Source organism: Providencia rettgeri, from assembly GCF_001874625.1.
GTDB classification, from domain to species: Bacteria; Pseudomonadota; Gammaproteobacteria; order Enterobacterales; family Enterobacteriaceae; genus Providencia; species Providencia huashanensis.
Map to the genome: position 1 here is coordinate 3,471,707 of NZ_CP017671.1, position 24,577 is coordinate 3,496,283.

General features: G+C 43.0%; 35 protein-coding genes. All 35 read right to left on the minus strand.

Annotated elements, in window-relative coordinates:
* Positions 1 to 3: 3 nt before the first annotated feature.
* The 35 genes from RB151_RS16005 to RB151_RS23905 all read right to left on the minus strand — a co-directional run bounded on the left by RB151_RS16005 (position 4) and on the right by RB151_RS23905 (position 24,532).
* Positions 4 to 2,343 (minus strand): hypothetical protein, encoded by a 2,340-nt coding sequence (locus tag RB151_RS16005; protein WP_071548341.1) that lies wholly within the window; start codon positions 2,341 to 2,343, stop codon positions 4 to 6.
* Positions 2,343 to 3,725, minus strand: coding sequence for a phage DNA ejection protein (locus RB151_RS23780; protein WP_071548343.1), 1,383 nt, complete (start codon positions 3,723 to 3,725; stop codon positions 2,343 to 2,345). Before RB151_RS23780 ends, RB151_RS16005 begins: the two co-directional genes overlap by 1 nt.
* The gene (locus RB151_RS16015; protein WP_071548345.1) at positions 3,725 to 4,429 is read right to left on the minus strand and encodes a DNA transfer protein; all 705 of its coding nucleotides are present in this window, start codon (positions 4,427 to 4,429) and stop codon (positions 3,725 to 3,727) included. Before RB151_RS16015 ends, RB151_RS23780 begins: the two co-directional genes overlap by 1 nt.
* A gap of 11 nt (positions 4,430 to 4,440) precedes the next feature.
* Positions 4,441 to 4,890 carry a DUF2824 family protein gene (locus RB151_RS16020; protein WP_071548347.1) on the minus strand — a complete coding sequence of 150 codons (450 nt, stop codon included), beginning with the start codon at positions 4,888 to 4,890 and terminating at the stop codon, positions 4,441 to 4,443.
* Between the two features lie 7 nt (positions 4,891 to 4,897).
* A complete protein-coding gene (locus RB151_RS16025; protein ID WP_158516031.1) occupies positions 4,898 to 5,620 on the minus strand; it encodes a phage tail protein in 723 nt (240 codons plus the stop codon).
* Positions 5,617 to 7,410 carry a packaged DNA stabilization protein gene (locus RB151_RS24405; protein WP_081363966.1) on the minus strand — a complete coding sequence of 598 codons (1,794 nt, stop codon included), beginning with the start codon at positions 7,408 to 7,410 and terminating at the stop codon, positions 5,617 to 5,619. Before RB151_RS24405 ends, RB151_RS16025 begins: the two co-directional genes overlap by 4 nt.
* Complete coding sequence (locus tag RB151_RS16040) at positions 7,382 to 7,879, minus strand: packaged DNA stabilization gp4 family protein (protein ID WP_071548351.1); 498 nt, start codon at positions 7,877 to 7,879, stop codon at positions 7,382 to 7,384. Before RB151_RS16040 ends, RB151_RS24405 begins: the two co-directional genes overlap by 29 nt.
* A complete protein-coding gene (locus RB151_RS16045) occupies positions 7,857 to 8,066 on the minus strand; it encodes a hypothetical protein (protein ID WP_071548352.1) in 210 nt (69 codons plus the stop codon). Before RB151_RS16045 ends, RB151_RS16040 begins: the two co-directional genes overlap by 23 nt.
* 54 nt (positions 8,067 to 8,120) lie before the next feature.
* Positions 8,121 to 9,404 carry a P22 phage major capsid protein family protein gene (locus RB151_RS16050; protein ID WP_071548353.1) on the minus strand — a complete coding sequence of 428 codons (1,284 nt, stop codon included), beginning with the start codon at positions 9,402 to 9,404 and terminating at the stop codon, positions 8,121 to 8,123.
* Positions 9,404 to 10,318, minus strand: coding sequence for a scaffolding protein (locus RB151_RS16055; protein WP_071548355.1), 915 nt, complete (start codon positions 10,316 to 10,318; stop codon positions 9,404 to 9,406). The genes RB151_RS16050 and RB151_RS16055 overlap by 1 nt, the downstream gene beginning before the upstream one ends.
* A gap of 14 nt (positions 10,319 to 10,332) precedes the next feature.
* On the minus strand, positions 10,333 to 12,423 hold the full coding sequence (locus RB151_RS16060; protein ID WP_071548356.1) for a portal protein: 2,091 nt from the start codon (positions 12,421 to 12,423) through the stop codon (positions 10,333 to 10,335).
* A 2-nt stretch (positions 12,424 to 12,425) separates the two neighbouring features.
* Positions 12,426 to 13,868 carry a terminase large subunit domain-containing protein gene (locus RB151_RS16065; RefSeq protein ID WP_071548358.1) on the minus strand — a complete coding sequence of 481 codons (1,443 nt, stop codon included), beginning with the start codon at positions 13,866 to 13,868 and terminating at the stop codon, positions 12,426 to 12,428.
* Positions 13,849 to 14,337 (minus strand): terminase small subunit, encoded by a 489-nt coding sequence (locus RB151_RS24410; protein WP_071548360.1) that lies wholly within the window; start codon positions 14,335 to 14,337, stop codon positions 13,849 to 13,851. The genes RB151_RS16065 and RB151_RS24410 overlap by 20 nt, the downstream gene beginning before the upstream one ends.
* Before the next feature lie 83 nt (positions 14,338 to 14,420).
* On the minus strand, positions 14,421 to 14,618 hold the full coding sequence (locus tag RB151_RS16075) for a hypothetical protein (RefSeq protein ID WP_071548362.1): 198 nt from the start codon (positions 14,616 to 14,618) through the stop codon (positions 14,421 to 14,423).
* An 86-nt stretch (positions 14,619 to 14,704) separates the two neighbouring features.
* Positions 14,705 to 14,932: a DUF2560 family protein gene (locus tag RB151_RS16080; RefSeq protein ID WP_071548364.1), complete on the minus strand. Its 228-nt coding sequence runs from the start codon at positions 14,930 to 14,932 to the stop codon at positions 14,705 to 14,707.
* 117 nt (positions 14,933 to 15,049) lie between these two features.
* On the minus strand, positions 15,050 to 15,418 hold the full coding sequence (locus RB151_RS16085) for a Gp49 family protein (RefSeq protein ID WP_071548367.1): 369 nt from the start codon (positions 15,416 to 15,418) through the stop codon (positions 15,050 to 15,052).
* Between the two features lie 226 nt (positions 15,419 to 15,644).
* Positions 15,645 to 16,094 (minus strand): lysis protein, encoded by a 450-nt coding sequence (locus RB151_RS16090; protein ID WP_071548369.1) that lies wholly within the window; start codon positions 16,092 to 16,094, stop codon positions 15,645 to 15,647.
* A gap of 1 nt (position 16,095) precedes the next feature.
* Positions 16,096 to 16,578: a TIGR02594 family protein gene (locus tag RB151_RS16095; RefSeq protein WP_071548371.1), complete on the minus strand. Its 483-nt coding sequence runs from the start codon at positions 16,576 to 16,578 to the stop codon at positions 16,096 to 16,098.
* Complete coding sequence (locus RB151_RS24415) at positions 16,565 to 16,843, minus strand: hypothetical protein (protein ID WP_071548373.1); 279 nt, start codon at positions 16,841 to 16,843, stop codon at positions 16,565 to 16,567. The genes RB151_RS16095 and RB151_RS24415 overlap by 14 nt, the downstream gene beginning before the upstream one ends.
* Positions 16,840 to 17,253: a putative holin gene (locus RB151_RS16105; RefSeq protein ID WP_071548375.1), complete on the minus strand. Its 414-nt coding sequence runs from the start codon at positions 17,251 to 17,253 to the stop codon at positions 16,840 to 16,842. Before RB151_RS16105 ends, RB151_RS24415 begins: the two co-directional genes overlap by 4 nt.
* Before the next feature lie 427 nt (positions 17,254 to 17,680).
* Positions 17,681 to 18,256 carry an MT-A70 family methyltransferase gene (locus tag RB151_RS16115; protein WP_071548379.1) on the minus strand — a complete coding sequence of 192 codons (576 nt, stop codon included), beginning with the start codon at positions 18,254 to 18,256 and terminating at the stop codon, positions 17,681 to 17,683.
* A gap of 361 nt (positions 18,257 to 18,617) precedes the next feature.
* On the minus strand, positions 18,618 to 19,229 hold the full coding sequence (locus tag RB151_RS16120) for a hypothetical protein (protein WP_071548381.1): 612 nt from the start codon (positions 19,227 to 19,229) through the stop codon (positions 18,618 to 18,620).
* Positions 19,226 to 19,417, minus strand: a complete 192-nt coding sequence (locus RB151_RS16125; RefSeq protein WP_071548383.1) for a hypothetical protein — start codon at positions 19,415 to 19,417, stop codon at positions 19,226 to 19,228. Before RB151_RS16125 ends, RB151_RS16120 begins: the two co-directional genes overlap by 4 nt.
* Entirely contained in the window at positions 19,407 to 19,772 is a 366-nt protein-coding gene (locus RB151_RS16130) for a RusA family crossover junction endodeoxyribonuclease (RefSeq protein WP_071548385.1), read from the minus strand. Before RB151_RS16130 ends, RB151_RS16125 begins: the two co-directional genes overlap by 11 nt.
* On the minus strand, positions 19,769 to 20,059 hold the full coding sequence (locus tag RB151_RS16135) for a DUF1364 domain-containing protein (protein WP_071548387.1): 291 nt from the start codon (positions 20,057 to 20,059) through the stop codon (positions 19,769 to 19,771). The genes RB151_RS16130 and RB151_RS16135 overlap by 4 nt, the downstream gene beginning before the upstream one ends.
* 99 nt (positions 20,060 to 20,158) lie before the next feature.
* Positions 20,159 to 20,602 carry a YbcN family protein gene (locus RB151_RS16140; RefSeq protein WP_071548388.1) on the minus strand — a complete coding sequence of 148 codons (444 nt, stop codon included), beginning with the start codon at positions 20,600 to 20,602 and terminating at the stop codon, positions 20,159 to 20,161.
* A gap of 1 nt (position 20,603) precedes the next feature.
* A complete protein-coding gene (locus RB151_RS16145; RefSeq protein ID WP_071548390.1) occupies positions 20,604 to 20,888 on the minus strand; it encodes a hypothetical protein in 285 nt (94 codons plus the stop codon).
* Positions 20,881 to 21,105 carry a Lar family restriction alleviation protein gene (locus tag RB151_RS24420; RefSeq protein WP_081363967.1) on the minus strand — a complete coding sequence of 75 codons (225 nt, stop codon included), beginning with the start codon at positions 21,103 to 21,105 and terminating at the stop codon, positions 20,881 to 20,883. Before RB151_RS24420 ends, RB151_RS16145 begins: the two co-directional genes overlap by 8 nt.
* A complete protein-coding gene (locus tag RB151_RS16155) occupies positions 21,102 to 21,341 on the minus strand; it encodes a DUF551 domain-containing protein (protein ID WP_158516032.1) in 240 nt (79 codons plus the stop codon). The genes RB151_RS24420 and RB151_RS16155 overlap by 4 nt, the downstream gene beginning before the upstream one ends.
* Entirely contained in the window at positions 21,328 to 21,579 is a 252-nt protein-coding gene (locus tag RB151_RS23370) for a hypothetical protein (RefSeq protein WP_158516033.1), read from the minus strand. Before RB151_RS23370 ends, RB151_RS16155 begins: the two co-directional genes overlap by 14 nt.
* A complete protein-coding gene (locus tag RB151_RS24425) occupies positions 21,566 to 21,793 on the minus strand; it encodes a MarR family transcriptional regulator (protein ID WP_071548396.1) in 228 nt (75 codons plus the stop codon). The genes RB151_RS23370 and RB151_RS24425 overlap by 14 nt, the downstream gene beginning before the upstream one ends.
* Positions 21,793 to 22,185, minus strand: a complete 393-nt coding sequence (locus RB151_RS16165) for an ASCH domain-containing protein (protein ID WP_071548398.1) — start codon at positions 22,183 to 22,185, stop codon at positions 21,793 to 21,795. The genes RB151_RS24425 and RB151_RS16165 overlap by 1 nt, the downstream gene beginning before the upstream one ends.
* 25 nt (positions 22,186 to 22,210) lie before the next feature.
* Positions 22,211 to 23,581 carry a replicative DNA helicase gene (locus tag RB151_RS16170; protein ID WP_071548400.1) on the minus strand — a complete coding sequence of 457 codons (1,371 nt, stop codon included), beginning with the start codon at positions 23,579 to 23,581 and terminating at the stop codon, positions 22,211 to 22,213.
* Positions 23,581 to 24,414, minus strand: a complete 834-nt coding sequence (locus tag RB151_RS16175) for a replication protein (protein WP_071548402.1) — start codon at positions 24,412 to 24,414, stop codon at positions 23,581 to 23,583. Before RB151_RS16175 ends, RB151_RS16170 begins: the two co-directional genes overlap by 1 nt.
* Positions 24,407 to 24,532 (minus strand): hypothetical protein, encoded by a 126-nt coding sequence (locus RB151_RS23905; protein ID WP_255468396.1) that lies wholly within the window; start codon positions 24,530 to 24,532, stop codon positions 24,407 to 24,409. Before RB151_RS23905 ends, RB151_RS16175 begins: the two co-directional genes overlap by 8 nt.
* Positions 24,533 to 24,577 lie beyond the last annotated feature (45 nt).

The window sequence follows — 24,577 nt, forward strand, 5'->3', positions numbered from 1 at the left end:
GGGCTATAGCCCTTCATCTTCACCTGAAAACCACCCAATAATACCAAGTCTTGCAACATTCCTCTTTTCATCTGCTGGAAGTTTGTTATATATCTCCCTCCACCATCTTGATTTTGAAATGTTTTCCTCCACTGATTTAACGGTGGCTTGTTGTGCTTGCGGCGAGCCTCTTGATGACATAACAAGCCTTTTCCATTCTGGTGAGGTCATCATTTCCGTTACCGCATTGTAACCTCTACCCTTTACGTTACCAGACGTTTGCTTTAAGGCTTGAGAGGCAATGAATGAACCGCCACCAGTTTTAGCAGCCGCCAGTGATGCAAGTGTTTTACCTATCCATCCTCCACGCTCACCAGATAACAACTCTCCTATGTAGTTCATTCTCCCTGAGAATCCAATATTGTCATTGAATTTTTCGGTGAATCTAGCTGTTACACCAGTTGGTTTCCAGTATGTATTCGCATCTTTGACGTTTTTAGACAGTAAGTACATTGATTCTAATGACTTTCTAGCCTCTGGCGATAGGTATCGATAAAGAGTTTTTTCTGTGCCTTTGTCTTTCATCGCCGCCCAAGTGTTAACCATTCCAGTAAACATATTATCTGATGATTTTTGGGTTCCTTTACTAAAAATATCATTTAGAGACGTGGCTATTACTTGCTGCCTTTGATTCTCAGGTATGGCATTCATCACCTTGTGAAACTGCGCCCTTTCACCTTTAGCTAAATTTGATATTGCGCTAGTCACCTGATTGGTTATGGATTTATCCAGCCCTTTTCCTGCAACGTTTTCAAATGCCTTTTGAACTTTAAAGCGTTGAGCACCAATCTGTTTGGCTAACCTAGCTTCATTGCCAACATCAAATTTGTTTGCTATGGCATGCATGTCATCAGACAGTGAAGCATATAGCATTTTCATTCTTGACTCATTTTCGTTTCCAAAAACAGTGCTAGCTTTATCGTACTCTTTCCCTACTCTTTTTCTTAAATAATCAAGGCGGTCATAAGTTAACCCTCCGCTATTTTTAGCGCCACCTAAAGGAGCTACGGCCTCAAAAACTTCTTTTTCTATTGGTGATAAGTATTCCCAACCGCCACGGTCATCCGCCCACTTATTTAACTGAATTTCCGTCAGGTCAGCATTAACAGGAGTTCTGCTTGGCACTGCCCTGCTAACGCTTTTATATAGTTTCTTCTCTTGGTCTTTTAATCCTTTGATTGTGGAGTTATATCTCCCGACTAAAGCATCGTCCATATCTGACAGGTTTCTTTTGCCTAAGTTATTTAGCAAATTTTCGGCACTGTCATTAAGAGCAGTTAGTGAGTCTCGTCTAATAACAGAAAACTCACTATCAGGGACTAAAGCCATTTGAGTCTGAAACTCTTGTCCTGCTTTATTTTTAGTCAAATAAGCATCAAACATTTGCTCTGGCTCAATACCTAGAGTCCTTGCCGCATTCGTTAATTCTTTATCGTGACTAAAAGCCCCAGCAACATCATCATATTGCTTATTAACTGCTGCTATTGTTGCATTATCCACCCCTACAGGTGAATTTCCCGAAGCTACGCGATCCGCTTGCTGTGCTGTTTGTTGAGCTGCCTGTTGCGCTTCTTTACCAAACTTACTAGCAACAGTATTGTAAGCACCTTTAAGTAATGGAGCCGCAGCCCTAGCAATGCCACTACCAGCAACACCCATTCCTAAATCAGTAGCTAGGCTACTTGCGTTATCTTTGTCGCTATTTTGAGCTAAAGCGCCTACTGTATTCTCGGCAACCATATCAGCACCACGAACGGCGGCACGTTCAAGCTTGCTTGTTGTTCCTGCTAGTGCTAACGCTGCTTTTTCCTGACTTAGCAACGGAATTAGATATGGACCAATTTCAGCGGCTAATTTTGCATATGGATCTTGAGGTTGTAATTCATCAGGCAATTGTAGTCTAGGTGCTGGCTGATATGTACCGTCACCACCAAATGCCTGACCAGCCCATGAGCCAAATGATGCAAAAGTATCAGCCATCTCTGGCACAATATTAGCAACTTTAGTTCCAGTTAATAACAACCCTTTACCAGCCTCTACAACTGGATTGCCCATTTCAGGTTGCTGTTGTGGCTTCTGCGCGTTGTGATAGGCTAAGATTTCATCCGTTGGAATATCTAAATTAGCCATTTGCGCATCAGATAATTGCGGTTGCTGGTTGGCTTCTAAGAATTGCCTGCGTTTTTCTTCCCATGAATTTGACTGCGCTTGCGGCTCTTGGCTTTGATTTGCTTGCGAACCACCAGAAAACTGTTTCCTTCGTTCTTCCCATGAAGCGATTCTATCGTTAGTTTCAGTCGTCATTATTTACCACCACGTTTTAACTTGTAGTAATCATCAGGTAAATATCCATAGGTTTTGATGTATTCACCAACTAAGGAAGGGTCTGACAATAACATTTTAACATCAGTTTCCTCATCACTTGATTTTGTTACAGGAATGCCAAGACTCTTTATTTGCCGCTTCTGCATACCAATGATTACGTCTTGTGACTTATTCAGTTCCCTTAAATACTCTTCCTCTGATGGTGCATTTTTCATATTGTTAAATGATTGCAACAATGCCGCCCTTTCGCCCTCTGTAGGGTTTGCTCCCACAGTGCCTTTTAACGCTGGCAAGATAACTTTCATATTGTATTCATCAGTCTTGGCAGATAGGGTTTTGGTATCATCAGTTAGATTAGGAAAATGCCCCAACAGACCGCCTTGATTCCTAGAAACAACCGTTGGATGCTCATCTACATGAGCTTGAATTTCAGCACCAACACTTAATGCGGATGTTAATGTATCAAGACTTCCGACTACTGAATTTAATTTTTCATTCTTGGCAGCCGCTGACTTTTCCCTAGCCTCTCCGATTTGTTGCTGTAACTTTTCTCTTTCGAGTTCGTTTTTCTCACGCTGTAATTTGCGATCAAGAACCTTTTCTTGTGTTTCAGCAATCCTTATTTCTCTATCTAATGCCAATCTCTGAGCCGCGATACTATGACCTGTCATAGCTGACTGATAGCTAAGGTTTTGTCCCCTTACTTGATTAGCCTCGCTAGCCTGATTACTTCTAACAGTTTCGGCCAGCTTATCTCGCTCAATTACTCGACCTTCCATCTTGTCACGAACATCATAATATTTATCGATGCCAAGCGACGATAACCCTAGATGGTCTGCAAGTTCCATGGCTGCTTTTGGGTCATTCAATGCCATATCTACAGCACCTTGCGGATCAATACCAAGACGGCGAAATTCATCTGCATTCTTACGGGCGTAATCTTCTACAGTCCCAGATTTGACCGCTAGACTATATCCTGATGATAGGTTTCCCAATGACTCCCTAACATCATCTGATATGCCTTTCATACCGCCTGTAATACGCTCAGCCTGATCTGGATATTCAGCCATCAATTGGCGCATTGCCGTTCTATCACCATTGGCGTATGCCTGACCCCATTTACCTTGGAACTCCTTCAGGCGTTCTTGTTGCTTTTGTTCGTTCATAACCTGAGCAACGCCAGATAATCCAGCAAGACCTTGCAAGCCCCAGTTATTAGCACCAGAACGTTGCAGGTCGTTATTTTCACGAATAAGGCCAAGAGTAGGGTTGATGTCACTAGCGCTAGGTGCGTTACTGTTTACTTGACCGATTCCACCAAGGAACCCGCCTGAATTAATATTTGGATTCCATGTAGCCATTAGAATAAGCTCCCTAATAAACCTAAACCACCGCCTATTGCAGCGCCAAATCCAGTACCTAAACCCGGTACGATACTACCCAACGCGGCTCCAGATGCAGCACCACCGAAAGCGCCACCAATAGCATTCTGAAAGCCAGACGGTCTATTAGCATTTGCAGCGGCTAAAGCTGCGTTTTGCTGTGCCAATTGACCAGCGTTATTTGCAAATGTTTGCCCAGCGTTTGCTTGACCTTGAAGCGCACCAAGGCCAATGTTTGCTAGGTTGTTATAGTTGTTCATTTGACCATTCAGCCAGCTTTCACCAAGTGCAGGAGCAATTGAAGCTAGACTGTTGCTTGTGGCCGTTGAACCTAAGCCGCCCATCGCTTCGGCCGCTGCTAGGTTTTGGTATCTCGCCTGATTTGAGTAATCATTGAATTGTTGCGAGTTGTAATAACCATTCAATGCTTGAGATTGGCCTTCAGGGGAAGAAAGATTTTGTAATTGGTTAATGTACTGACTAGCAAGAGGCGTCAATGGAGCAAGCCCATTCATAACCCTCTCAAACTGTTGGTTTTGTCTGTCAGTTGCATACTTCATTGCTGCGGCCTGTTCACCTGAACCACTGCTACCACCGCCACCTTTCCCACCTCCACCTTCAGGGAATAGAGGTTCTTCACCATGCAGCTTTCTGCCTAGTGCAAAAATATTTCCGATAGCCATTGTTAACTCCGTTATTTACTGATGAACTCGGCTAGTTCTTCGCGAGTTGCTGAATAGAAGGTGACGTCATCAACGCCTTTGAAATACTTTTTGATAGTGCCAACTCGTTTAAGGCCAATCATCGTGCAGTAGATTTGACCGTGCCGAAACTTACGAGCAGCGAATGAGGTAACACATTGAACATGAGTTGTTGAGAGAATGAATTGCCAAAACGCTAGGCCAATGTCTTTACTGAATCCCCTTACTTCTGGTAGATACATAGCATGGCAGTCAAACGTCATCGGCTGTACTTCTTCGTAATACACGATGCCACCAAATTGACCGTGAACATTAACCTCAAAGTATTTCTGGTTAGCATTGTAATCGAACTCATCACCATTATTACTGCCCGCGATAATATCTTTGTGATTTCCAACCGTTTCAATCAAGTCGATATTTCTCGTTGGTTTGAATGTGATCATGATTACCTCAATCGATTAATCCATGCGACCGCGCCATATCTTCCAGCGCTTTGAGTGATTTACGAGTTTCTGTGAGAGCATCAGAGATTGCCTTAACTTCAGCTTGTGAGTAAGTAGCGCCTACGCTGTAAGTTTGACTGGCATTGATGCCAGACTTTGAAGCTGTTCCTGTTGAAGCGGTGAAGCCAGTAACGCGAGTTCCTATAACTTTCACACCGTTAACAGAGTACGATTCTTTGACAGAGACAGGAGAAGCTAAAGTTTGCGTAGTTGTGCGACCCAATGAGACGTAATCAGCGTCGATTTCAGACACCTTCTCTGCAAGGTAGTCAATATCACTCTCTGCTGTAGTTAATCGCTCCTCATGGTCGTCTAGGCGTTCTTCGGCTGCTTCAATTCTTATTTCATGGTCAACTATTTTTTCTTCTGCTGCGGTAATGCGTGTTTCGTGATTGGCTAGCTGTGCAGTGTGCTGCTCTAGAGTTTCTTCTGCTGACTTTAAGCGCAGTTCGTGGTCATCAAGAATGATATCCTGCTCATCATTCCGTAACTGAGCTTGATACGCCTCGTTTCCAGCCTCATTCGCACGCCCTGCAACCTTAGCCATATCCTCCGCGCCACTAAGAACAATACGTGTATACACCGCACCAAAGTTACTCGGTAGTATCTCAGGAACGATATAAGCCGCTTGAACTTCAATAGGGGTTGATAGATTTTCATTAGCCATCATTCAACCCTCATAGACAAGTCAGAAAGAGTTACTGGCGACTTAGTGATAACGCGAATCTTGAAACCAATATTCTTTCTCACCCTGCCAACCCTGCGCCAGATAGCGCGCATGTCGTAACGAAATGGTGCGTTTTGGTCTAGCATTTTCTCTGCCCCAAAGTTAATACCGTCTGTAGTTGCAGATAGAAATAGGCGATCAGCTATTTGAGCAATACCCGTTGATGCTTCGAGTTCTAGGTCAAAAATACGTGCATTATCCGCTTTCACCATTGGCGTGTATAAAATGTGCTCAGCTTGTTGGTCGTACTGTGAGGATTTATCGAAGGCTAACTTGCCGACTAGGCCAGCCTTTTTATCACCAACGGTTATCTGATTATCTTCATACATGAAGTCAATGGCGCGGTATGTCTCATCGTATAAGCCAGTTTTCAAAATGCACCATTGCGGATATTGCTGGCTACCTGTGCCATCAAAGCAAAGTGTATGGCGTGGTAAGTGGATGATTGCCAACTCGTGACCATCAAACTTAACGGACTCCATAACAGCGCCTGATAACTCATCAGCGGTATATGTGCGGATAATCTTATCAATGCTTGCTGTCGATATTGCGCTAGCATTACCAGAACCAAGTAAATAGACAGACGGTGCGCCGTTTGCTGGATTGCTGATAAATGCGTATGAATCGCCAAACTTGCATTTGGCATCACGGCCAGCAATACCCATTTGCACCATGTATGAGGGCTGCATTGCATAAATTGGTTGAGTTGCAGATGTAGAACCAGTTAATGAGAAGTATTCGATAGTTGAAGCACCAAAGCAGATAACCATGTCACGCCAAGAGCTAACAGAAATGATACCGTCAGGCTGTGATTCAGCTGTGTAGAATGGCGTATACCTATCAGGCTTTGATTCGTCCTCAATGTCAGTTATACCAAAACGAGCGCCGCCCTTCTGCAGCCAAATATAACGACCACGATTACGAGCAACGTCGATAACTTCTCCTAAGTCGTACTGAGGATATTTGTTAACGACCTCTAGCACTTCCTGAGTCATTAAAAATTCAGTCGTATCAGTTGGTTTAACTGTGTTATCGGGTATCGTTTTATCGTAATTGAACTTGTATTCAATCGTGATTTTATTCCCTGTGCGCTTCAGACCATTAACGATAACATCCGTTAGATATGGCTTTTCTGTTTCAGGTTTATCTTGTGACTTTTTAGCGCCAAATTGATACTCGGGTATCTCAATAACCTCACCCGCAACACCATCTGATGCCTTTGGGGTTATCTTCAGCGTTAACGAACCGTCGATATCATCTTTAGTCAGCGATACAAAATCATCATTACCAGCTTTGTGAGTCCACTTTTTAACATCACGAGTGTAGCCCTCTTTGACTACTTCCTCTTCAGTCCAGTTAGTTAACTCTTTAACTTCACCATCGTAACGATAAAGTTTTAATTTACCGCCAAACGCCACAGCCTGACTCACACCAGAATGTGCCAGTGACACTCTATCTTTACCCTGAATATCACCTATGGCATTTGCACCCTGATATAACTTACCGCCACACACACGATACACAGTGCCATTTTTCGTGTTGAATTGTACGCCTCGCGACACCCCGTCAGCATCACGAAGTTTTACCAGCGCAGGGAATGACCGAAGATAACCAGCGGCATTCAATACTTCTTTCGGTGTTGCCAGCATATTAACTGGCAAACCATCGATATAATCAGCCGTGTGCGGGTCTTTGCGTAAACCTCTAGCAAGAGGGATCTGAATCCTTAGCATGTGGTTTACTCCTATGGAAGAATCGATATCCGTTCATGGTTGCTAGGTGATTACCAGAACCAATAGGGAATCCGTTTGGATGGTGCGCTCTGGCTTCTTTTGCTCGTTTCATTGCACAGCTACGCATCAGTCTTTCTTTGCCATAACGAGCTGTTGTAATGACTTTATCAAGTGGCGTGATTTGATAGTCAGGAGCAATGCGAGTGGCTAGGTTGTAGATAACGGCGTTAATGGCTTGCTTATACAGTCCGTGCTCATCACCTTGGTCGATCGGTGTATCTTCATCAGCGAACTTATAGCCAGTGTGAATTCCTGCTCCATCTTCAAACCATTCGTACATCATTGATTCTAAATCAACTACGCCATCTTCTAATGACTGAGGCTCAATATCGGTTAGCGTGGCATCCGATGCGACACCGAGTTTACGCAGTGCCGCGATGACTAAATCACCCTTCGTTGTTATCTGCATCTTTCACCGCCTTTTTCTTGGTAGCGGGTTTCTTTTCTGGCTCTGGCAAGATTTGTGTATCTTTTGGGTTTTTATGCCAACCATCATTTAGATAATCTTCAATTTCATCATCGCTGACAGTGACAATCTGAAGGCTCATACCCCAGATTTTTACATTACCATCAGCCTTATAAAGCATCGTGCTCATGAATAATCTCCAAAAAAAGAAAGGGAGCCGAAGCTCCCAGTGTGACAACGAGGTTTATTTTTGGCCAGTAAGACCAACGCCAACAGCTTCAGGGCGCTTAGTGCATGCTGAATACCAAACAGCAATACGACATTTTCCTTCAAAGGTATTGATATCACCCTGATAAGCTACAACGCCATTCAGTCCAACCGATGGGATGCTGAATGACTCCGTTTTCATACCGCTGAACAATGCGTGATTAAGAGGGATAGCCTGAGACAGTAAGGTGATAGAATCATCAGCCCAGAAGACGTTCGACTTCGTTGTTTTTACGTTAATAACACTAATTGCCGCGCCTGATGCTAATGATGTGTTAACGTTGGCGTATGCGCGCTCCTCTGGTTTAAGTGCGGCATCATCAAGTGCAATTGGTTTGGGCATAATGGTCAAGTTGTTACCATCAACACCAACAACCGCAAACGTAGCATCTTGAGTTAGCAGGTCTTTAGCCATTTGAGAGATAAACTTAACTCCAGCAAAGCTGATTTTATCGCCGCGCTTAAATGCTGATCCATCACTAACTTTTATAACAGCAGTACGGTTATCAACGTTTTCCTGATTTCCATCAGCATCTAATTTCCACGCTTGTGGCTTAAACTTCTGAGCGCCATCAACTGTTACCCCAGTAGCCGTAGCCGCTAACATAGTCGGTAGCTTAGGTGATCGAAGCACATCATTAAAACCCGCGACTTGTTTCTGAATAGTTCCTGACTTGTATGCTTCTTCTGGGATACGCCCATACATATCTTTTCCAGCTAATGTCATGCCCGCTTTTTTGTAGTCGTCAGCATTAAAGAAGTAGCTTAAACCTTGGCTGCGATTTAACTCACGAGAGAATATTAGTGCCTCAGCATCAGACATCATATCCCACGCTTTATTTTCAGCAGATACATGATCAATATCAGTAACAATCAATGATGCTGTTTCGGCAGCTTGCTTCGCAATAGAGGTTTCTACGTTATTTGCCAACTTTAGACCAGAAGCGTTGATACGACGGCGCAATGAGGTTTCATCACGAGTATCATCAGCTCGCAAGCCAAAGAAGTCATTATCAGGAACGCCGAGGTTGCACTTAACAGACAGCTCCAAAATACCGGTTGCTTTGTCAGTTAAATCCCATCCGGCCTGAGTTGGTGCTTCTTGCTCTACTGGCATCCAGACAGTGTTTTGTGAGCGTTGCATGTCCCCTGCTGGAGGCGTGTAATGACTAACACGCTGAGCCATCGGGCAGTTGTTTTCAATTGTACTTACTACTTCATCAACCATATAGGTGATGATTTGACCTTCACTTAAAGACATTATTTTATTCCTTGTAATTTAGCCTTGATAGCGCGGTACTTTTGCACATCGCCTTTACTTGCTGCGTCGTCCATTTGCTTTTGTAATGCCGCGACATTTGCCGCTGAAACATCACCGCTAATTGGTTCGTCGGCAGGTGGTGCGGATGATCGTTGTGTGCCGCGAGGCTTGAGAGTTAAACGATCAGCTAATCGAGTTAGTTCGATAGTGACCTGAACAGGGTTTTTGCTAAACAACTCTTGCGCTTTCTCAGGGTTAGACCCTAGGTAGTAAATGATGGCGGCTGATTTCTCTGGGAAGTTTGTTGCGACTGCCTCATAAACACCTTGTGGCAATACTTGCAATGCAGAATCTTCCTTTTCCTGATAGTCAGGTAAGTTGAGTTTTTCAGCCGCATCATAGTGCGCCTTCATTGCGTTAGCGATTTGTTGGCTTTGCTGCGTAAACTCCTGAGTTTTACGACCCTGATCCGCTACAGCCTTGCTTCGTGCGTCAAGGGCTTTCATCTGCCACTGTTGCAACTCAGCGTTAAATGCGGCCGTAGCTTTGTGGGTGTCGTAGTTATATTTCTCCAGCGCCTCATCAGATAAGAAATCATCTAACTTAGGCATGTCTGGCAATTCAGGATTAACTCGCAAATTATCAGGAAGTTGACCATTCTCAATAGCTTGCACTTGCTGCTCAATTTCTCGCTGACGTTTGCGAGCGATACGTTTAGCTGCTTGTATTGCGTTATTGCTAGGCTTATCTTCCTGCGTTTTCTCATCGTCTTTCAGTACAATGTCGAAGCCTTCTTCTTGTCCTGCGTTACCGTTGGCATTATCGATAACTAAGCCATCTGCGGATGCCGCCGCCTGATCGCCAGACAGGACTAATTCTTCAGATTGATTCTGAATTTCGGTGGTTGTGCTCATGATATTTAACTCTCTTACATGGATTGAGGATTATTCTCGACGTTATTGTCGGTAGGAATATTTTGTTGTTGCTGTTGTGATAGTCTACTAAGTAAATCAATAGCCTCTCTAACAGCTTTCTCGTCTATATCTCTAGCTTGAGCCATTTTATAAACGGTATTAGCTTGTGACTCTTGCGCTTGTTGTTGCGCTGTAAACGCTTTGATTTGCGTTTCCATCATTCTGTTTTGTGAGTTTTGCATTTCAGCCTGAGCCTTCACTGTTTCAGCTCTTGCCATTTCTGCCATTGGGTCTTGGTTACTCTGTGCGGCTTGTTGAGCTTCCATCAACCATTGTTGTTCTTCCTCGGTTTCTGGTTTCTTCAGACCCTTAGTAATTAGCTCCTTGTTAGCGTAATCACGAATAGTCTCAATGCCCTTACCTTCTAGCATGTTTGCATAAGTAAGCATCATTACATTCCAGATAGGATGCTCAGGTGGAACCTTAGTGATCAGCTCGCTTATTTCTGCTCTAGCTGCATCCTTTTGTGATTGAAAAGATGGTCCTACATCGGTGAACGTTTCGTACTTGCCTCGGATATCATTGTGAGTAACCATTTCGCCTTTGCTGAAGTCTAATTCCTCATGCATTAATTCGATTTGATTCTCTCCTCCATCCTCGGCGGTAGTTGTTACCGTGCGTTGAGTGTCGTATATCTCAGCAGCTATTGATGCGTAGATTTCACCATCACGGCGCATTGCGATAGCTAAGTTATCCTGAAACACATACGTTTCTAAATCGATGCGACTATTGAGCTGGTTAACAGTATCAAACGCCACTTGCCCATTAGCCGCCTCAGTATCGACACCGACACGAGCAGTTGATTTAGCCGCTTCCGTTGCAACCTCTAGGAGCAGTGCGTCAGCTCGTGAAACCTCTGCATTCTCCATATAAGCAACAGGTGAAGGAGGCAGGTCAGCATTATTTTCATCAGTGCGATTGAGTAGATAGTAAGGGTAGTCATCCTCACCACTAAACATGTGCTCATACCCTGCTATCTGCTCAGGGAAAAAGAAAGGTTTCTTCTTAGGTGATTTTGCAGCGGTGTCGGCAGACTTGGATAAAATAAAGTTACGCAGCCTTTGAGCATCTTTCGATAACCTAACTACACCTTCGTATAACTCGTTATCATCAAAGAATGACCATTCGCCATACACAGGAACAATCGGTATGTGCTCGCCAGCTATTGGCATTTTATCTTTCAGAATGCCAGTGCTAGTGATGATTGACTTATAGACTCTACGCTTTTTAACTCTGCGCTCACCTACTTTCTGATAACCAGCATTTGCCAGCTCATCAATCTTTTCTTTCGCTTCTTTTGCCGAGTAAGTTTGAAGATCATTAGTTAGCGGGTCACGATAGACAAACACTAACTCTTTCTTTTCTTCAACCTCATAATACTCAGCGATATGAATTGTTTTCCCACTCGACCAAGTGAACAATAAATCATTGTTAGGTGATTGGAATGATGGCTGAATTTCAGGGTCAAGCCCGTACTGTTCAGCGAATGCCTCCCATCCATCAATATTCATCGCGTGAATTATGGTGCAATTCTTAGCATCCGCCTTATCCATTGCCTTAGCGTTACAGTCCCAGATAACGTGAGTACAAGACTCATGCATTGGAACGCGTCGGATAATCTGATTATTGCTAGTTGGGTTATCATCCTCATATTCAGTGACGAGTCGCCAAGCACCGTAACCACATTCGATTTGCTCTCTTACTGCCACGTTAACAGCAATCTTTGAGCTATTGTTTCGCATGTCAGTTCGATACATGCCCATAAGAATATCAGCGGCATCATCTGGCGCGTTATCCTTTGGTCGATACTGAACCTCAATAGGATTCTTACGCATCTCAGCGACTAGCTTACGAACCATTGGGCGCACTACATCAAACTGCCCTCGATATTGCAATGTGACGTAGCTTTCAAGCCAGTCGTCCCACTGACTAACGCGACTAAAGAATAAATCGTTTCTCGCCTCCGTTCTGGCATTTTCAGATGCAGAGTAATCGAGGTCGAATTTGCGAAGTATTTTCTCAAGCCGCTCGTTTCTATCGACCATTGTTATCTCCTAATCGGCCTAATCGGTGCGGGAATTACTCGCTGCTTAACTTTTCCTATCTCGCCAAATCGTTTTGCGAATCTGCGCATCATGTAGGCGTATCGAGTAGCATCAAGTAAGTCGTCACGAGTTTTAACAATCTTTCCTTTCTCGTCGCGATGATAGAAGTTGTATTCTTCAAACCAATCACGCAAACCACGGAAAACTTTAAATCGTCCCGTTCTCATTAGGTCATATATTTCAAATAGACCAGCCTCAACAGATCGGGATTTATCAGGCCACTGAGCAGGATCATTAAGCATCTTAAATCCTGCATCTTCGTAATATTCTTTTTGCTGTAAACCAGAGCCTTTTTCAGTTTGCAATCCATCTTGTGGCCATGCGGTAGGAATATCTTTAGCCCACTTATTTACAGCGCCCCACGCTTCAGCTGGTGAAGTCTTACTAGCCTTCCATGCCCTAGTAACATAATAGGCATCATTGTCTAAATCGATAGCTAGCTGTATGTGCGCTTGAGGGTGATCCCAACCAAAGTCCATGCCATCAATGACAGCCCAATACTCAGGGATAGGGAATGGGTCGCACGTTACAAACTCTTCGCCAAAGTCATAAATACGACCATGACCGAGCATCGGAACACCCTTAGTTCGCATATCACGCTGATGAGGCGGGAACGAAGCCAGTAATTCAGTTTTAACTTTTTCGCTCAAGTGTGGCGCATCATCCCATCCAACATTCATACATGTTTGAGCAGATGATGGAGTATCCATAAAGCCGATAACTAAATCAGTCCTACCGTTCTCTGGTGTAAACGTCAAAATGCCACGACCACCGCGACCTTTATCGCCTGTTGCGGTGCGAGTTAACACCTGCGGATAGATAGTAGGGTCTTTTGGTTCTTCATCGATATGAAACCAATCAACACTATCACCCATTAAAGCGTGCTGACCTTGAGAGTATGACCAGAATTGAATCTTTGCTAAGTCACCTGATTTATGTCTGATGTATGCAGAGCGAACAGCGTTAGGCGTACCAGCCATTGGTTCAGTATCAACAATTAACTCACTCGGTATTAATCCACCTTGCCAGCCGTTATCTGTTTTCCTACCAATGATAGGCGCTTGTAATAAGTCTCTACATTTTTCGCCAGAATATCCAAGACACCATACAAGCGGTGCGTGGTCGAACCTATAACCCTCCCATTCATCAGGGTAATCACCCATGGCATGGACAGCATCCATATAGGTCGCAGTGTCTGTTTTTCCAACGCGGTTGGCGGCAATTAATCCAACCTGTGCATATTCAACACTAAGCGCAATGAATTTTTTCTGCCAAGGGTAGCGAGTTTCGTAATAGGTTTTGTATCGATAGACATTTGCGCGGCGGGCTTTTTCTTCTAGTAAAGCGATAAGCTCTAGTTTCTGGTCACGATTTAACTGATCCATTTATTAGCCTCGCCAACTTTGCATTTAATTCTTCGTCTGACATTGTTTCAATTGAGCCAGAATGCTCTACCTTGTCAGTGAATAGCTTGAGGTGCTTACCTAGAAGCTCATAACCTTTTAGCACTGCCGATGAGTCATAACGATAAACAGCGCTTAACTCTCCATCGTCCGTTTCATGCAGAACAGGATCGCCATTTGGATAAGTAACCTTCTCGCCTTGTTCGCACCGACGAATATTTTTAATTATTCCCTCAATGACAAACTGAGAACTTAGACCAACAGCCTCATTACGCTCTGCTGCTAACGTCTTTATGTGCGACCTAATATGAGGTTTTCTAAGGTTTTCACTTGCTATCTGTGCGGCTGACTTTTCACTATACCCAGCCCTAATTGCTGCCTGAGTACCGTTTAAATCGACAATGTACTCTTGGCAGAATCTTGTTTGTTGCTCATTTAAATCATCTGCCATATATCCCCCTTTAATCAATTAGAAAACCAATTCATCAAATAGGCTTTGTAATTGGCAATAAAAAAGGCCACCGAAGTGACCTGTTATTTGTAAGGATTTTGTAGCCTAGATATTTCTTCTATCTTGCTAGAATCAAGAGACTGGTTGTTAATCCTAACCCCTGTATTTCTTTCGTACTGCTCCCTAATGAAGTTTTGTTGCTCAATGTATTCTTGCTCGCTTCTAGGGAAAACAAAACCCCACTGCTGTGGTGGAATTGGCGGTGCAAATCTATTATTCATAATCCCCTCCTTTGCGTTGATTGTACATCAAATCGCAAGACCTTTAATCAATTATCCACCCACTCGTAAATGAGCTGTGTAATTAACTAGCTCGGAAATAGGTCTAGTATCTGCTTTACTTCTCGGACGGCTTTCTGTGCACGGGCTAAGAATTGAGATTCAGTTTGACAGGTGTTGTACATATCCTTGAATAGCTCAAACTTAATTTCACTATCACCAATAAATTCCATTGCTGCCTGAGTAGCTGATGAGTCTTTACCAACTAATCGGTAAATATCTAATGCCAGTTTCTGTGTGGGTGTAATTTCTTTCATTTAGTTACCTTATCTATGTAAGTTATTCGCAACCATCATCACGTATCACTACGTTACTTTGGTCACTTACGGCTTACCCGTCAGCAAGAAGGATTACCTCCTGTTACCTTGTCGGGGTTATTCTTCAGATAACTTTTGCTTTAACAAATAACCTTCAAGCATCCAGATTTTGTTAACGGCATTTTGTCGTGCAATTTTGCGCCCAATTTCTGCATCAAAGTTTTCAGGACTTGCACATGCCGACTCACCTGTAACAGTAAAGCCATTACTCAGAACCAGAACACAGAAAGTAAGAATGCCCAATGACTCTGGAAGCTCACTATCTTCTGGGTAGCGCTTTGCAGTCGGAGCATGAACACCGATAACACCATCTTTAGCTGTAAAATAATGCTCACTAGCAATTACACCTTCAATGTGATCTGGCGTGATACGCGCTGCTGTTTTACCTTTGGCTTGGATTTCTTTTTCAATATCTTTATCTGTCATTTCATCTCTCGCTATTAATTAAAAAGCCCCGCTATTGCGAGGCTCGTTGTTGTTCAATTTCCCGTATTGCTTTCTTAAAGCTCTGTTAGATATCTTCCATATTTAAACTTACCACACTTTGCACATCGCCATTCACTACGCTTTCCATTCAGGTATTTGATTTCATCGCCGAATATTTGACGCTTCAAAATATATTCGCGCTTGCAAAATATCTTTTTGAATACGCTCATTGTGAACACTCCGTTCTAATGTAATCTTGCAAGCCAAGTATCATTTGCTTGGACTCTGTGATTCGTTGTCTGAGTATCCAATAATTTCCGATAGCGGAGTCAGTAGGTCTGGCGGTGACTGCATCATCCAAGCTGGAGGTGGAATTGGTTTCGACTTTCTGGCAACTGGCTCGGATGTACACCCGCTCAGGATTACGCTCAGCAGCAATACGCAACTGGTCAATTTCAGCTTTTGCATTTGTGAGTTCCGTTGTGTGTTTTGTGTCGAGTTCGTGAAGGGAGTTAATGCGCTTTTCGTAGTCTGCTGTAATGGCTACTTGCTCATTGAATTTATTCTTCAGTAGTGAATAATCACCTTTCAAGTCACTATAACTACCCATTACCCACCAAAGCCAGAAAGCCAGGATAGCGCAAACACTACCAAAGACTTTAGTTAGCGAACCCATATCACGACTCTTTCACTGACAATGCAGCATCACCGATTGGCAGAGGTCGATTATCTACTTCAACGCCATCAGGCCAGCGATAAGCAACAACTCGGTCAGTCCCAAACGCTTTGATGTTTACTGCGTCTGATTGATTGCCACCCAAGATAAGAAGTGAACCATTTGCAGTTTTACCAACGCAGAAACCAACATGCCCACCGCCTGAACGCGAGAAGCGAACTATGCAGCCATATTTAGGCTCTGTTAGTTTTTTCCCGAAATTATCGTATGAACTTGAAGCATCTTTGCGAGGAGATTTAATATCGGCACGCTCTAACATGGCGTTGACGAAACCTGCACACCAAGGAACTTTTCTTGCAGTACCAACCAAGCCGCGTAGCTTACTATCAATCCACATCTGATCGACTGCTTTCGAGCCCTCAGGGGTATGCTCTGACACACCAATTTCTTTTCTGGCTTCAATTAGCCATTTAGGTTCGCTCATTTTTCACCTTCTTGAATACCTGCATGATGTTGCCTTTAGCCGCGAAAACCAAAACGCAGATGAACACATCACCGAGTAAGTTAGATAAGCTCGTATCGAAATCATTAGGCTTTATTAATTGGTAGCTTTGCCATATACAAAGCCAGATAAGCACCATGCCGATAAATGAATCTCTGTGGCGAGCGTAATTACATAGAAATACACGAATAGCCATGAGAATTAACACAACGACATTCGTATAGTTGATAATCTCTTGATAACTCATTTTTTGCCCCTCCACTTTTCAGTTAAGGTGCTCATCAGTACGGAGAAATTATTCTCAATGAGTCTAGGTAACCATCTAATGGCCTTTGTTAGTGTTTCGCTACTTGCGATAATGAGAAGCAATGAAATAAATAATGCTGAAACCAGAATGGCAGTTAATGTTTTACCTATCTCATAACCTGTCTCAGCTACAATTATTCGCTCTACTGATTCAGAGATAAGAACGCCAGTTAAAAACGATAAGATAAATAACAGAACCTTTTTCTTGTTGTTATCTTTAGAGGCTATAACCGCAACAGTTGCGCCAATAATCGCACCTGTAATTACTCCGTAGTCAAAGCTTCCTGTCATTAATCCGATTGCACCACCGCCTGCCGCGCCGACGATAGCACCAGCTGCGGTACTTGGCATATATAACACCTGTGTTTTTAGTTAATAGATAGCCGCGCACAATCTCTATGCGTCAATTAAGTGTGTGTGATTAGAATTCTGTGGCGGCGTATACGAAAAAGGCCTCCAATAAAAGGAAGCCTTACTTATTTGTTTTACCGATAAACTAACAGGTAAACTCTACTTCAAGCGATGGGTTCTCATCAGATCGGCAAGATGGGCACCAAGACTGAACAATATTTCGCCCGTCCCCCATATCCCTCATCCCAAAATCTTCATATCTATAAAAAATATGAACGCCATTCCTGTCTGAGCAATTAGGGCATGATTTGTATACTTCACCACTTATCTCGACAACCTGAGAATCAGATAAAGATTGACTACACTCTGAACAAACTGCCATTCATTACCTCCATTCAACAATGAAGATAATTTAATAACATTTAGCTTAAGTTAATTCGGTGATTATTGTCGCGTTTTTCATTTCTATACTATTTATGCATTCATTACCCCAAGCATCCCACCCTTGAATGTTTTCACGAGAAAACAGCTCTATTTTCGGAACATCGCCTAGCAGAGAAACTAGATTATCTCTAATGATATGTGGCTTTTCACTATGAGCAGTTCTTGGCGCTGTCACATGCTGACAAATAGATGCGTTAATTCTTTTTGGTAGCCGACCTCTTACTGCAAATAAACAATCCTCACTATTTGCTCTAGTCAGATGCCCCATGCCAATAGCGCTATTTCCTTTTTTCTTATTTGTTTTATGCCAAGTAAAGCCTTTCATTGTCATTAACCTGAATCCCCACGATTTAACTACTTCAAGAGCTTCAGATGGCATGGTAGGCACCCACCACATTGCCAATAAACATGATTCTTGGTTAGCTATTTCCCACACAGGGAGCCTGCAAATATCCTCTATCTTCATTACGGGATATTTAAATTCAGCACCTCTATTTCCTGACTTGCATTTATCTCGGTACATCCACGGAGGGTCGGCGTAGATTAAATTATATTTCATAACGACCTCATGGATTAGAAAACAAAAAAGGCCGCACTAGGCGACCTCTTGAATGTGAACTTGTAAGGATTACTTACAGGTTGAACTATCGATATGGGGATTCCCATAACGGAACAATATCAATACGTTAGAAACAACAAAGCCCCACCGAAGTGAGGCTCCATTTTCTTCGACCTCTCAGCCGATGTGGTTGGAGTTCCAGTCCAAATAGACGAAGTGACCAACTAGGCGGGGTCGATAACAAGTGCCGCCTCTTTTACCTTGTTACCCGCTCTTGGTTTTACTGCCGTGAGCTTATCACAAACTATACATGTAAATTTCGCAATTGCAATAGATATTAGAAATATTTTCTATTTTATTGTTATTTTACATTAACTACATTCTCCTCTTCGCGTTTAATTGCATAGAAAAGCTCTTCTTCCAGTAAATCCAAAGCCCATTCAATGCGCCTTGTGCTTTGCTGTATGCTTATCTTTTTCTTGAAGGTTAATTCACGAGCCATCTTTTGCGTGTATTTGCAGTCGCAATAACGTTTAATTGCTACGTGACGGATTGGATTGTTTAGTTTGAATGTCTTGTTAATTACTGATTCAATGAAAGCGGCATCATCTGATTCTTTGGCGAGAGCGATGAGGTCGCTTATACTTGCTTTTGGATTGAGTATTTCATGTGATTTTTTAAATAACTCATCCCCCCTGTACCCCATCTTATGTAAATCATTAACAACACCAATAATCCTTTTCCCTTCGTTTTCACTCCAATCAGAACGGATCATGAGTCGACCGATTACACTACACTCACCACCTTCTGCATAATCATCGCCACCATAAACCTTACCCCAAGTCATCAACATATAACGAACCCATGCTCTTTTGCTTTCTAGTGCATTCTTTCTTCCAGAGCCCCACACGCGCCGCAGTTCGTTTTTACTTGAATAATGAGCGAGTAAATAAAACGGTTCATCGTTTCTCATTTAGCCCCCTTCGCATGTTTATACTTAGTCATCAGTCGACCATTTATAATCGCGTGGTCAAAACTAAATACATCACCAGAATATTTCTTGACTGTTGCCATATTGCAATTGAGTCGTCTTGCTACTTCGCTCATATTTCCGTGCGTCTTGACAAGTAACGCTGGAATAGTTGTTATTTCAGTCTGCATCGCCTATCTCCCATATTGTGATATCCAAGGAGCCGTCTTTAATTCTCTCTCCGCGCCTTATTCGGAAATCATCTATCTGCTCGTCGTCATCCCAAAAATTGGCGTGAGTAAGCGAATCGAAAACAGCTTTAGGCAAGTTATCGAGGTCTCTTTTGCGTTTATCTGGGGGATTTGCGGTGATGACTATTTTGATACGGGAAGTGGTTTTAATATCTAGGTTTTGCTGTTCTATATAATCTATGATTTGTTCTCGGTAGGTTTCGCCTTTTTTTGATATATAGTGACGTCCTTTACAGTGTCGCCAATACGTATTTACTGAAGGTGGCCACGGTAATTTGAGGTGATATTCATTCATGACTTAATCTTCCCCTCACTCTGCAATATGGCCTGAGTTCGCATTACACCCTCTAAGTGACATTGCTTTGCGTATTCAGCGTCCGTGGTTCGCGTTCTGCGGTCTATTTCGTCATGACAAGCGCCACATGCCCACGCTATAAATAAATCGCTAGGCTTGCATCCTGTGCCACATAATCCAGACATTCGATAATGAGCGCCCACTACGGTTTCAGAATTGCCGTTACACACTCCAGGTATTCTGACTTGGCATTCTCTGCCTTTTGCTTCTTTGCGTAAGTTAGCCATATATCACCTCAATAAATATCCACGCTGATGCAAATAGACAAGCAAATATGGCCACAAAAAACAGTTTGGCTCCGAGTGTTAAGTTTAGGTGTTTACGTTTCATCTCTCTTGCTGCTCCTTGAGTTTCATATATTCCGAATTATTTGGGATTGTCACGAGACAACCTATGCCCGCCGCCCAGCATTCAACCTGCTCCATGAAGTGGAACATTTCACCTGTATCAAGTTTTGATGTTTTTCGAAGTGTCCTTACGCGCTCTGTAAGCTGTGTAGTAACGTCAACCATATCGACCACCTCGTAACCTAGGAATGTATGCTTAAGCATCTCCTTGACGGTTTCTGGTGTGTAATTGGCATTGTTCTTACATAGGTATTTGCTTATCTCTGTGCACCACATATGAAAAGTGGAATTCTGAGACAATGAGCGCTTATTTTTCCAAGGCTTAATGATGATTCGGTGTGGTTGGTTTGTTGCTAGAACTTCTTTGAGGTGTTGCCATGCGGTATTTTTGGTTGATTCGTGGAAGAGAAAATCTGCTTCCAAGTTAGCCTCCTAGTTTTCCTTTGCTGTAAAGTGGCAACCAAACACACCGATAAACAAACGGGATAAAAGAGGTAAAGAACTCATTAAATTGATGCTCTCTAAATCCCGTCGCTTCATCGACCATTGCAATTAGTGGTGAGGTTGGCTTTCTTGGTAAATCAACGCCATAGATACGGCTAAAATTACTAACTAACTCGCTTTCATCTAAACAGCGTTCTACCACCTCGATAAACATCGGTTCAGTTGCTAGAGTTTTTAAAATTTCATCTGGTAGCTTATCACTCACTGTTAGCTCTCCTGTTCCATGCTGCTATAGCTGTTTGCCTTACAGCATCCCAATCAATAGCGTCTGATTCTGCCTCGGATTGTGGCTCAGGTACTCTCTCGCCGATTACAGTGCAACTACAATCATCATCTTGACATTGAACATACCAACCTAAACGGTTATCTATTAATTTAGCTTCACCGCCGCAAAACGGACATTTCTTGAGTTTGTTCATCATTCACCCTCTGGCATTGGTGGGAGCGGGATGCTGTCTACATACATCCAGTGAGTTACAAGAAATTTAGATACCCATGAATCTTCATCCGCAAATTGGAAAGAACGGTATGACTCTGCGCAATCAACAATATCCAAGTAGTAAGTAAATTTTCTCAACTTGCCGCTAGCAATAATTAGTAACGGCTTCCCTAACTCGGGCATTTTGTCGGAACACTTAACCCAATTAGTTCCCTGCATTCTGATCCCCTTTAATTTCCATGCACTCCTCATCAAATCTCTTCTTGAAAAATGCATTGTTAATATTTTTTATTTTTTTAAATGCCTTGCCTCTTGGAGTGAGCTTCTTGTAGCTTTTTCGGTATTCTGAAACAAAATGGTTAACGGTAGATTTTCCGTTTCTTAGCGTTCGACTGGTAAGTCTTAGAGCTTGAAATCGGTACGCAATGTTCAATTCGATTAAATTAGTTCCCTGCATTAGATGCCTCCCGTTGGCTAGATTTAATAGCTTTGAAAAATACAGCAGCATCTAGCTTCATGAGTCGATTTAAAACTCGCTCGCTACGATATGGCTTATGCAGTTTTCGGTTGTAATCAACTTTGCCTCTGCCGCTTTTCACATATTTTAATTTTCTATTCATTCTTTCCGATGCGTATATCCACATCAGAGCGGTACTAGTTGTTCCTTTCATCACTCAACACCTCGCTTAATTCCCTCTGGCTCAATCCCTGTTTCAAAGAAACTTAATTTCCCTTTCATTTGGATAAACTCAAGCGGCCTTGCATCAGCTAATACGAAACCTTTTTCACCGAAAAACCAAGGTGATTCGCTTTGCTCTACACAATCAATAATCGTGGCCATACCAACAATACCGCCTGTATCAAATGCGTCGATTTCTGGAAGTGTTATTCCTAACCTGTTAGCCAGTGTGGATGCTCTAACATATTCAATAGTTTTAACGCCTTGAGATGCATGAATTAATACTTCGCCTCGGTATTTTGTGCGCCAGCTTCGGTTCTCAATGTCCTTATGACCATTGACTATAAGCCACGCCCAAGGCTGACGAATTGATATTGCTTTCATCTAGAAGTCCTTATGATTTGGTGTGTTACACGTCAGCGCCTTGGAATCGGCGTTGTTGAGGTTTGCTACTTTGTAGACAGGCGTTAGCGGCTTCCATTTGGTCCACATCCATAAAGTGACCATTTTTAAATCTCTGGTATACGGTCCCTGTTTTGCCGAATCGGTTTTTAGTCACGATAATTTCAGCATATGGGGCTGCTGATGAGTTCTCGTTATAAACCGCATCACGGTAAAGCATAATGATGGAGTCTGCGTCCTGCTCAATGCTTCCTGAATCGCGTAAGTCGCCATTGACGGGCCGTTTGTTTGGTCGCTTCTCAACATCGCGTGAAAGTTGGCTGAGTGAGATAACTGGCGTTAGCAACTCTTTGGCCATTCCCTTGAGGTTTGATGAGATATAACCAATTGCAAGGTCGTTACGCTCTGCTTTCGGTTTTTCTATCAGGCCCAAGTAATCGACCAGAATTAATGCCAATGATGGGTATTGCTGTTTGTGACGCTTCGTTATGGCCCTGATTTGGTCCACATCGAGTTTGCTTGCATCGACAACCCACACATCCAAATCTTGAACCCGACCGATACCATTTGAAACTCTGGCCCATCCTTCATCATCCATTTTTGCAGGGTTTCTCAGTGAGGAAACAGATAGGCCCGACGCCCCAGCAATTTGACGCTCCATGATTTGGCGTGAACTCATTTCCATTGAGAAAATCAGAACACCCTTCTTGTAGCCCGTTTTTTTATCGACTTGTGACGCCACTCCTTCGGTGACTCGTAATGCAAACTCGGTTTTTCCCATTGCAGGACGTGCGGCAACGATAACGAGGTCCACTGCGTTGATACCGCCAGTGATTTCATCAAGTTCAGGAATCCCCGTTTTCAGCGTGTCTGATTCATCGCCATTGGTTAGGCGCTGTTCTAACACTTCCGTAAAATCGGCTATCAGGTCCTTAGTGTGTACTGGTTTAATCTCATCGTTAGCGGCCCGTAGTTCGTTAGCCTTTTTGATGAGTTGGTCCATTGCTTCGGCGGCTGCGTCAATCGTGCCTGATTCGATAACGTGGCGGTGTTGGTCCATCAAGCTAATCATTTCACGTCGATTGTGGTTATCAGTCACCATCGTAGCGTAGCCTTTCAAGTTTGCTGCGCTTGGGCAGTTCTTTGCTGCTTCCATGATGTCAGCGAAATGTTTGTCACCCATTGCCTCTGCAACCATCATTAAATCAATCATGCCGCGGGTTTTGGCTTGCTTCTGAATGACTTTGTAGGCTTCACGGTAGAAATGAGAGCCGAATGCTTCTGGTTTTAAAGTGGCCAGTACATCTGATGCGTTGAGTGTTAATCCGTCTTTCAGCAAGCCACCAATCACACTTGCTTCGATTTGGTTGTTGACCATTAGAATCCCCTGTCAGCAAATTTCCCTTCACGAACCCCTGTCAGGGTTGTGTCTCTCAGTAAATAATCAATGTCTGCAGTCCATCCTGTATTGTTTTCACCAAAATAAAATGGCTTGGCCATTCTCACAAAGGCTCGAACATAGGCCCGCCACCCATCAACATTTTGCGTTGCGAGGTTTTTGATTATTTTCCTGATCCGAGTTTTACGTTTCTCGTTGGCCTCAACAGCATGAGGTAATCTATCTCCAACTTCCTCGTTGTAGGCATTGAGATATTCGTCATAGTTAACTGGTTGAGATTTTCGCTTAGAAGGCTTAGTCAATTCTCCCCCTTTCACCTCTTGAGGGGTAAGGGGTGTATTACTTTCTTTCTTTTCTTTTGAAAGAGTTTCTTTTGTGTTTAGCTGACTTGGCTTATCCTCGTTAGCTAACTTGGCTAATCTTTCATTAGCTGACTTGGCTAATGTTTCGCTAACTTGGCTAATATCAAATTTCCACTCATTAAACGCCTTGTTAATTCCTATTTGATTACCAGATGAAATAACAATATTCATAGCTATCATTTCATTTTTGGCCTTGCATACATGAGTGTGATGAATGCCTGTCATTGATGCTATTTGAGTATTTGTGATGCGGTCCAGTTTTTTACTAAACCCGTATGTTTTTCTAACTATCGCCAGAAATACTTTTAATTGCCTAGCTGTCAAATCAGACGACATAGCAGCCTCAAGAAGGTCATTAGCAATTCTGGTGTAGCCATCTTCAAGGTTTGCCACTTTCGGCCTCTCTTGCTGTCGTTGGTTGCTAAAATCAGCGTATGCAACGTTACTCATGCCGTTTCCCTCCAGTGACTTCCTGACGATGCTCAAGCCGTAATTTTGCATCTTCGAATGCAGATTTGAGGGCCTTCATTCCCTGCTCAGTGACCGAGCGATTAGCCCGATCACGCATGACGTTTTTATGCACAGCGCTGTAATTAAATTTGTTTCTCATGTA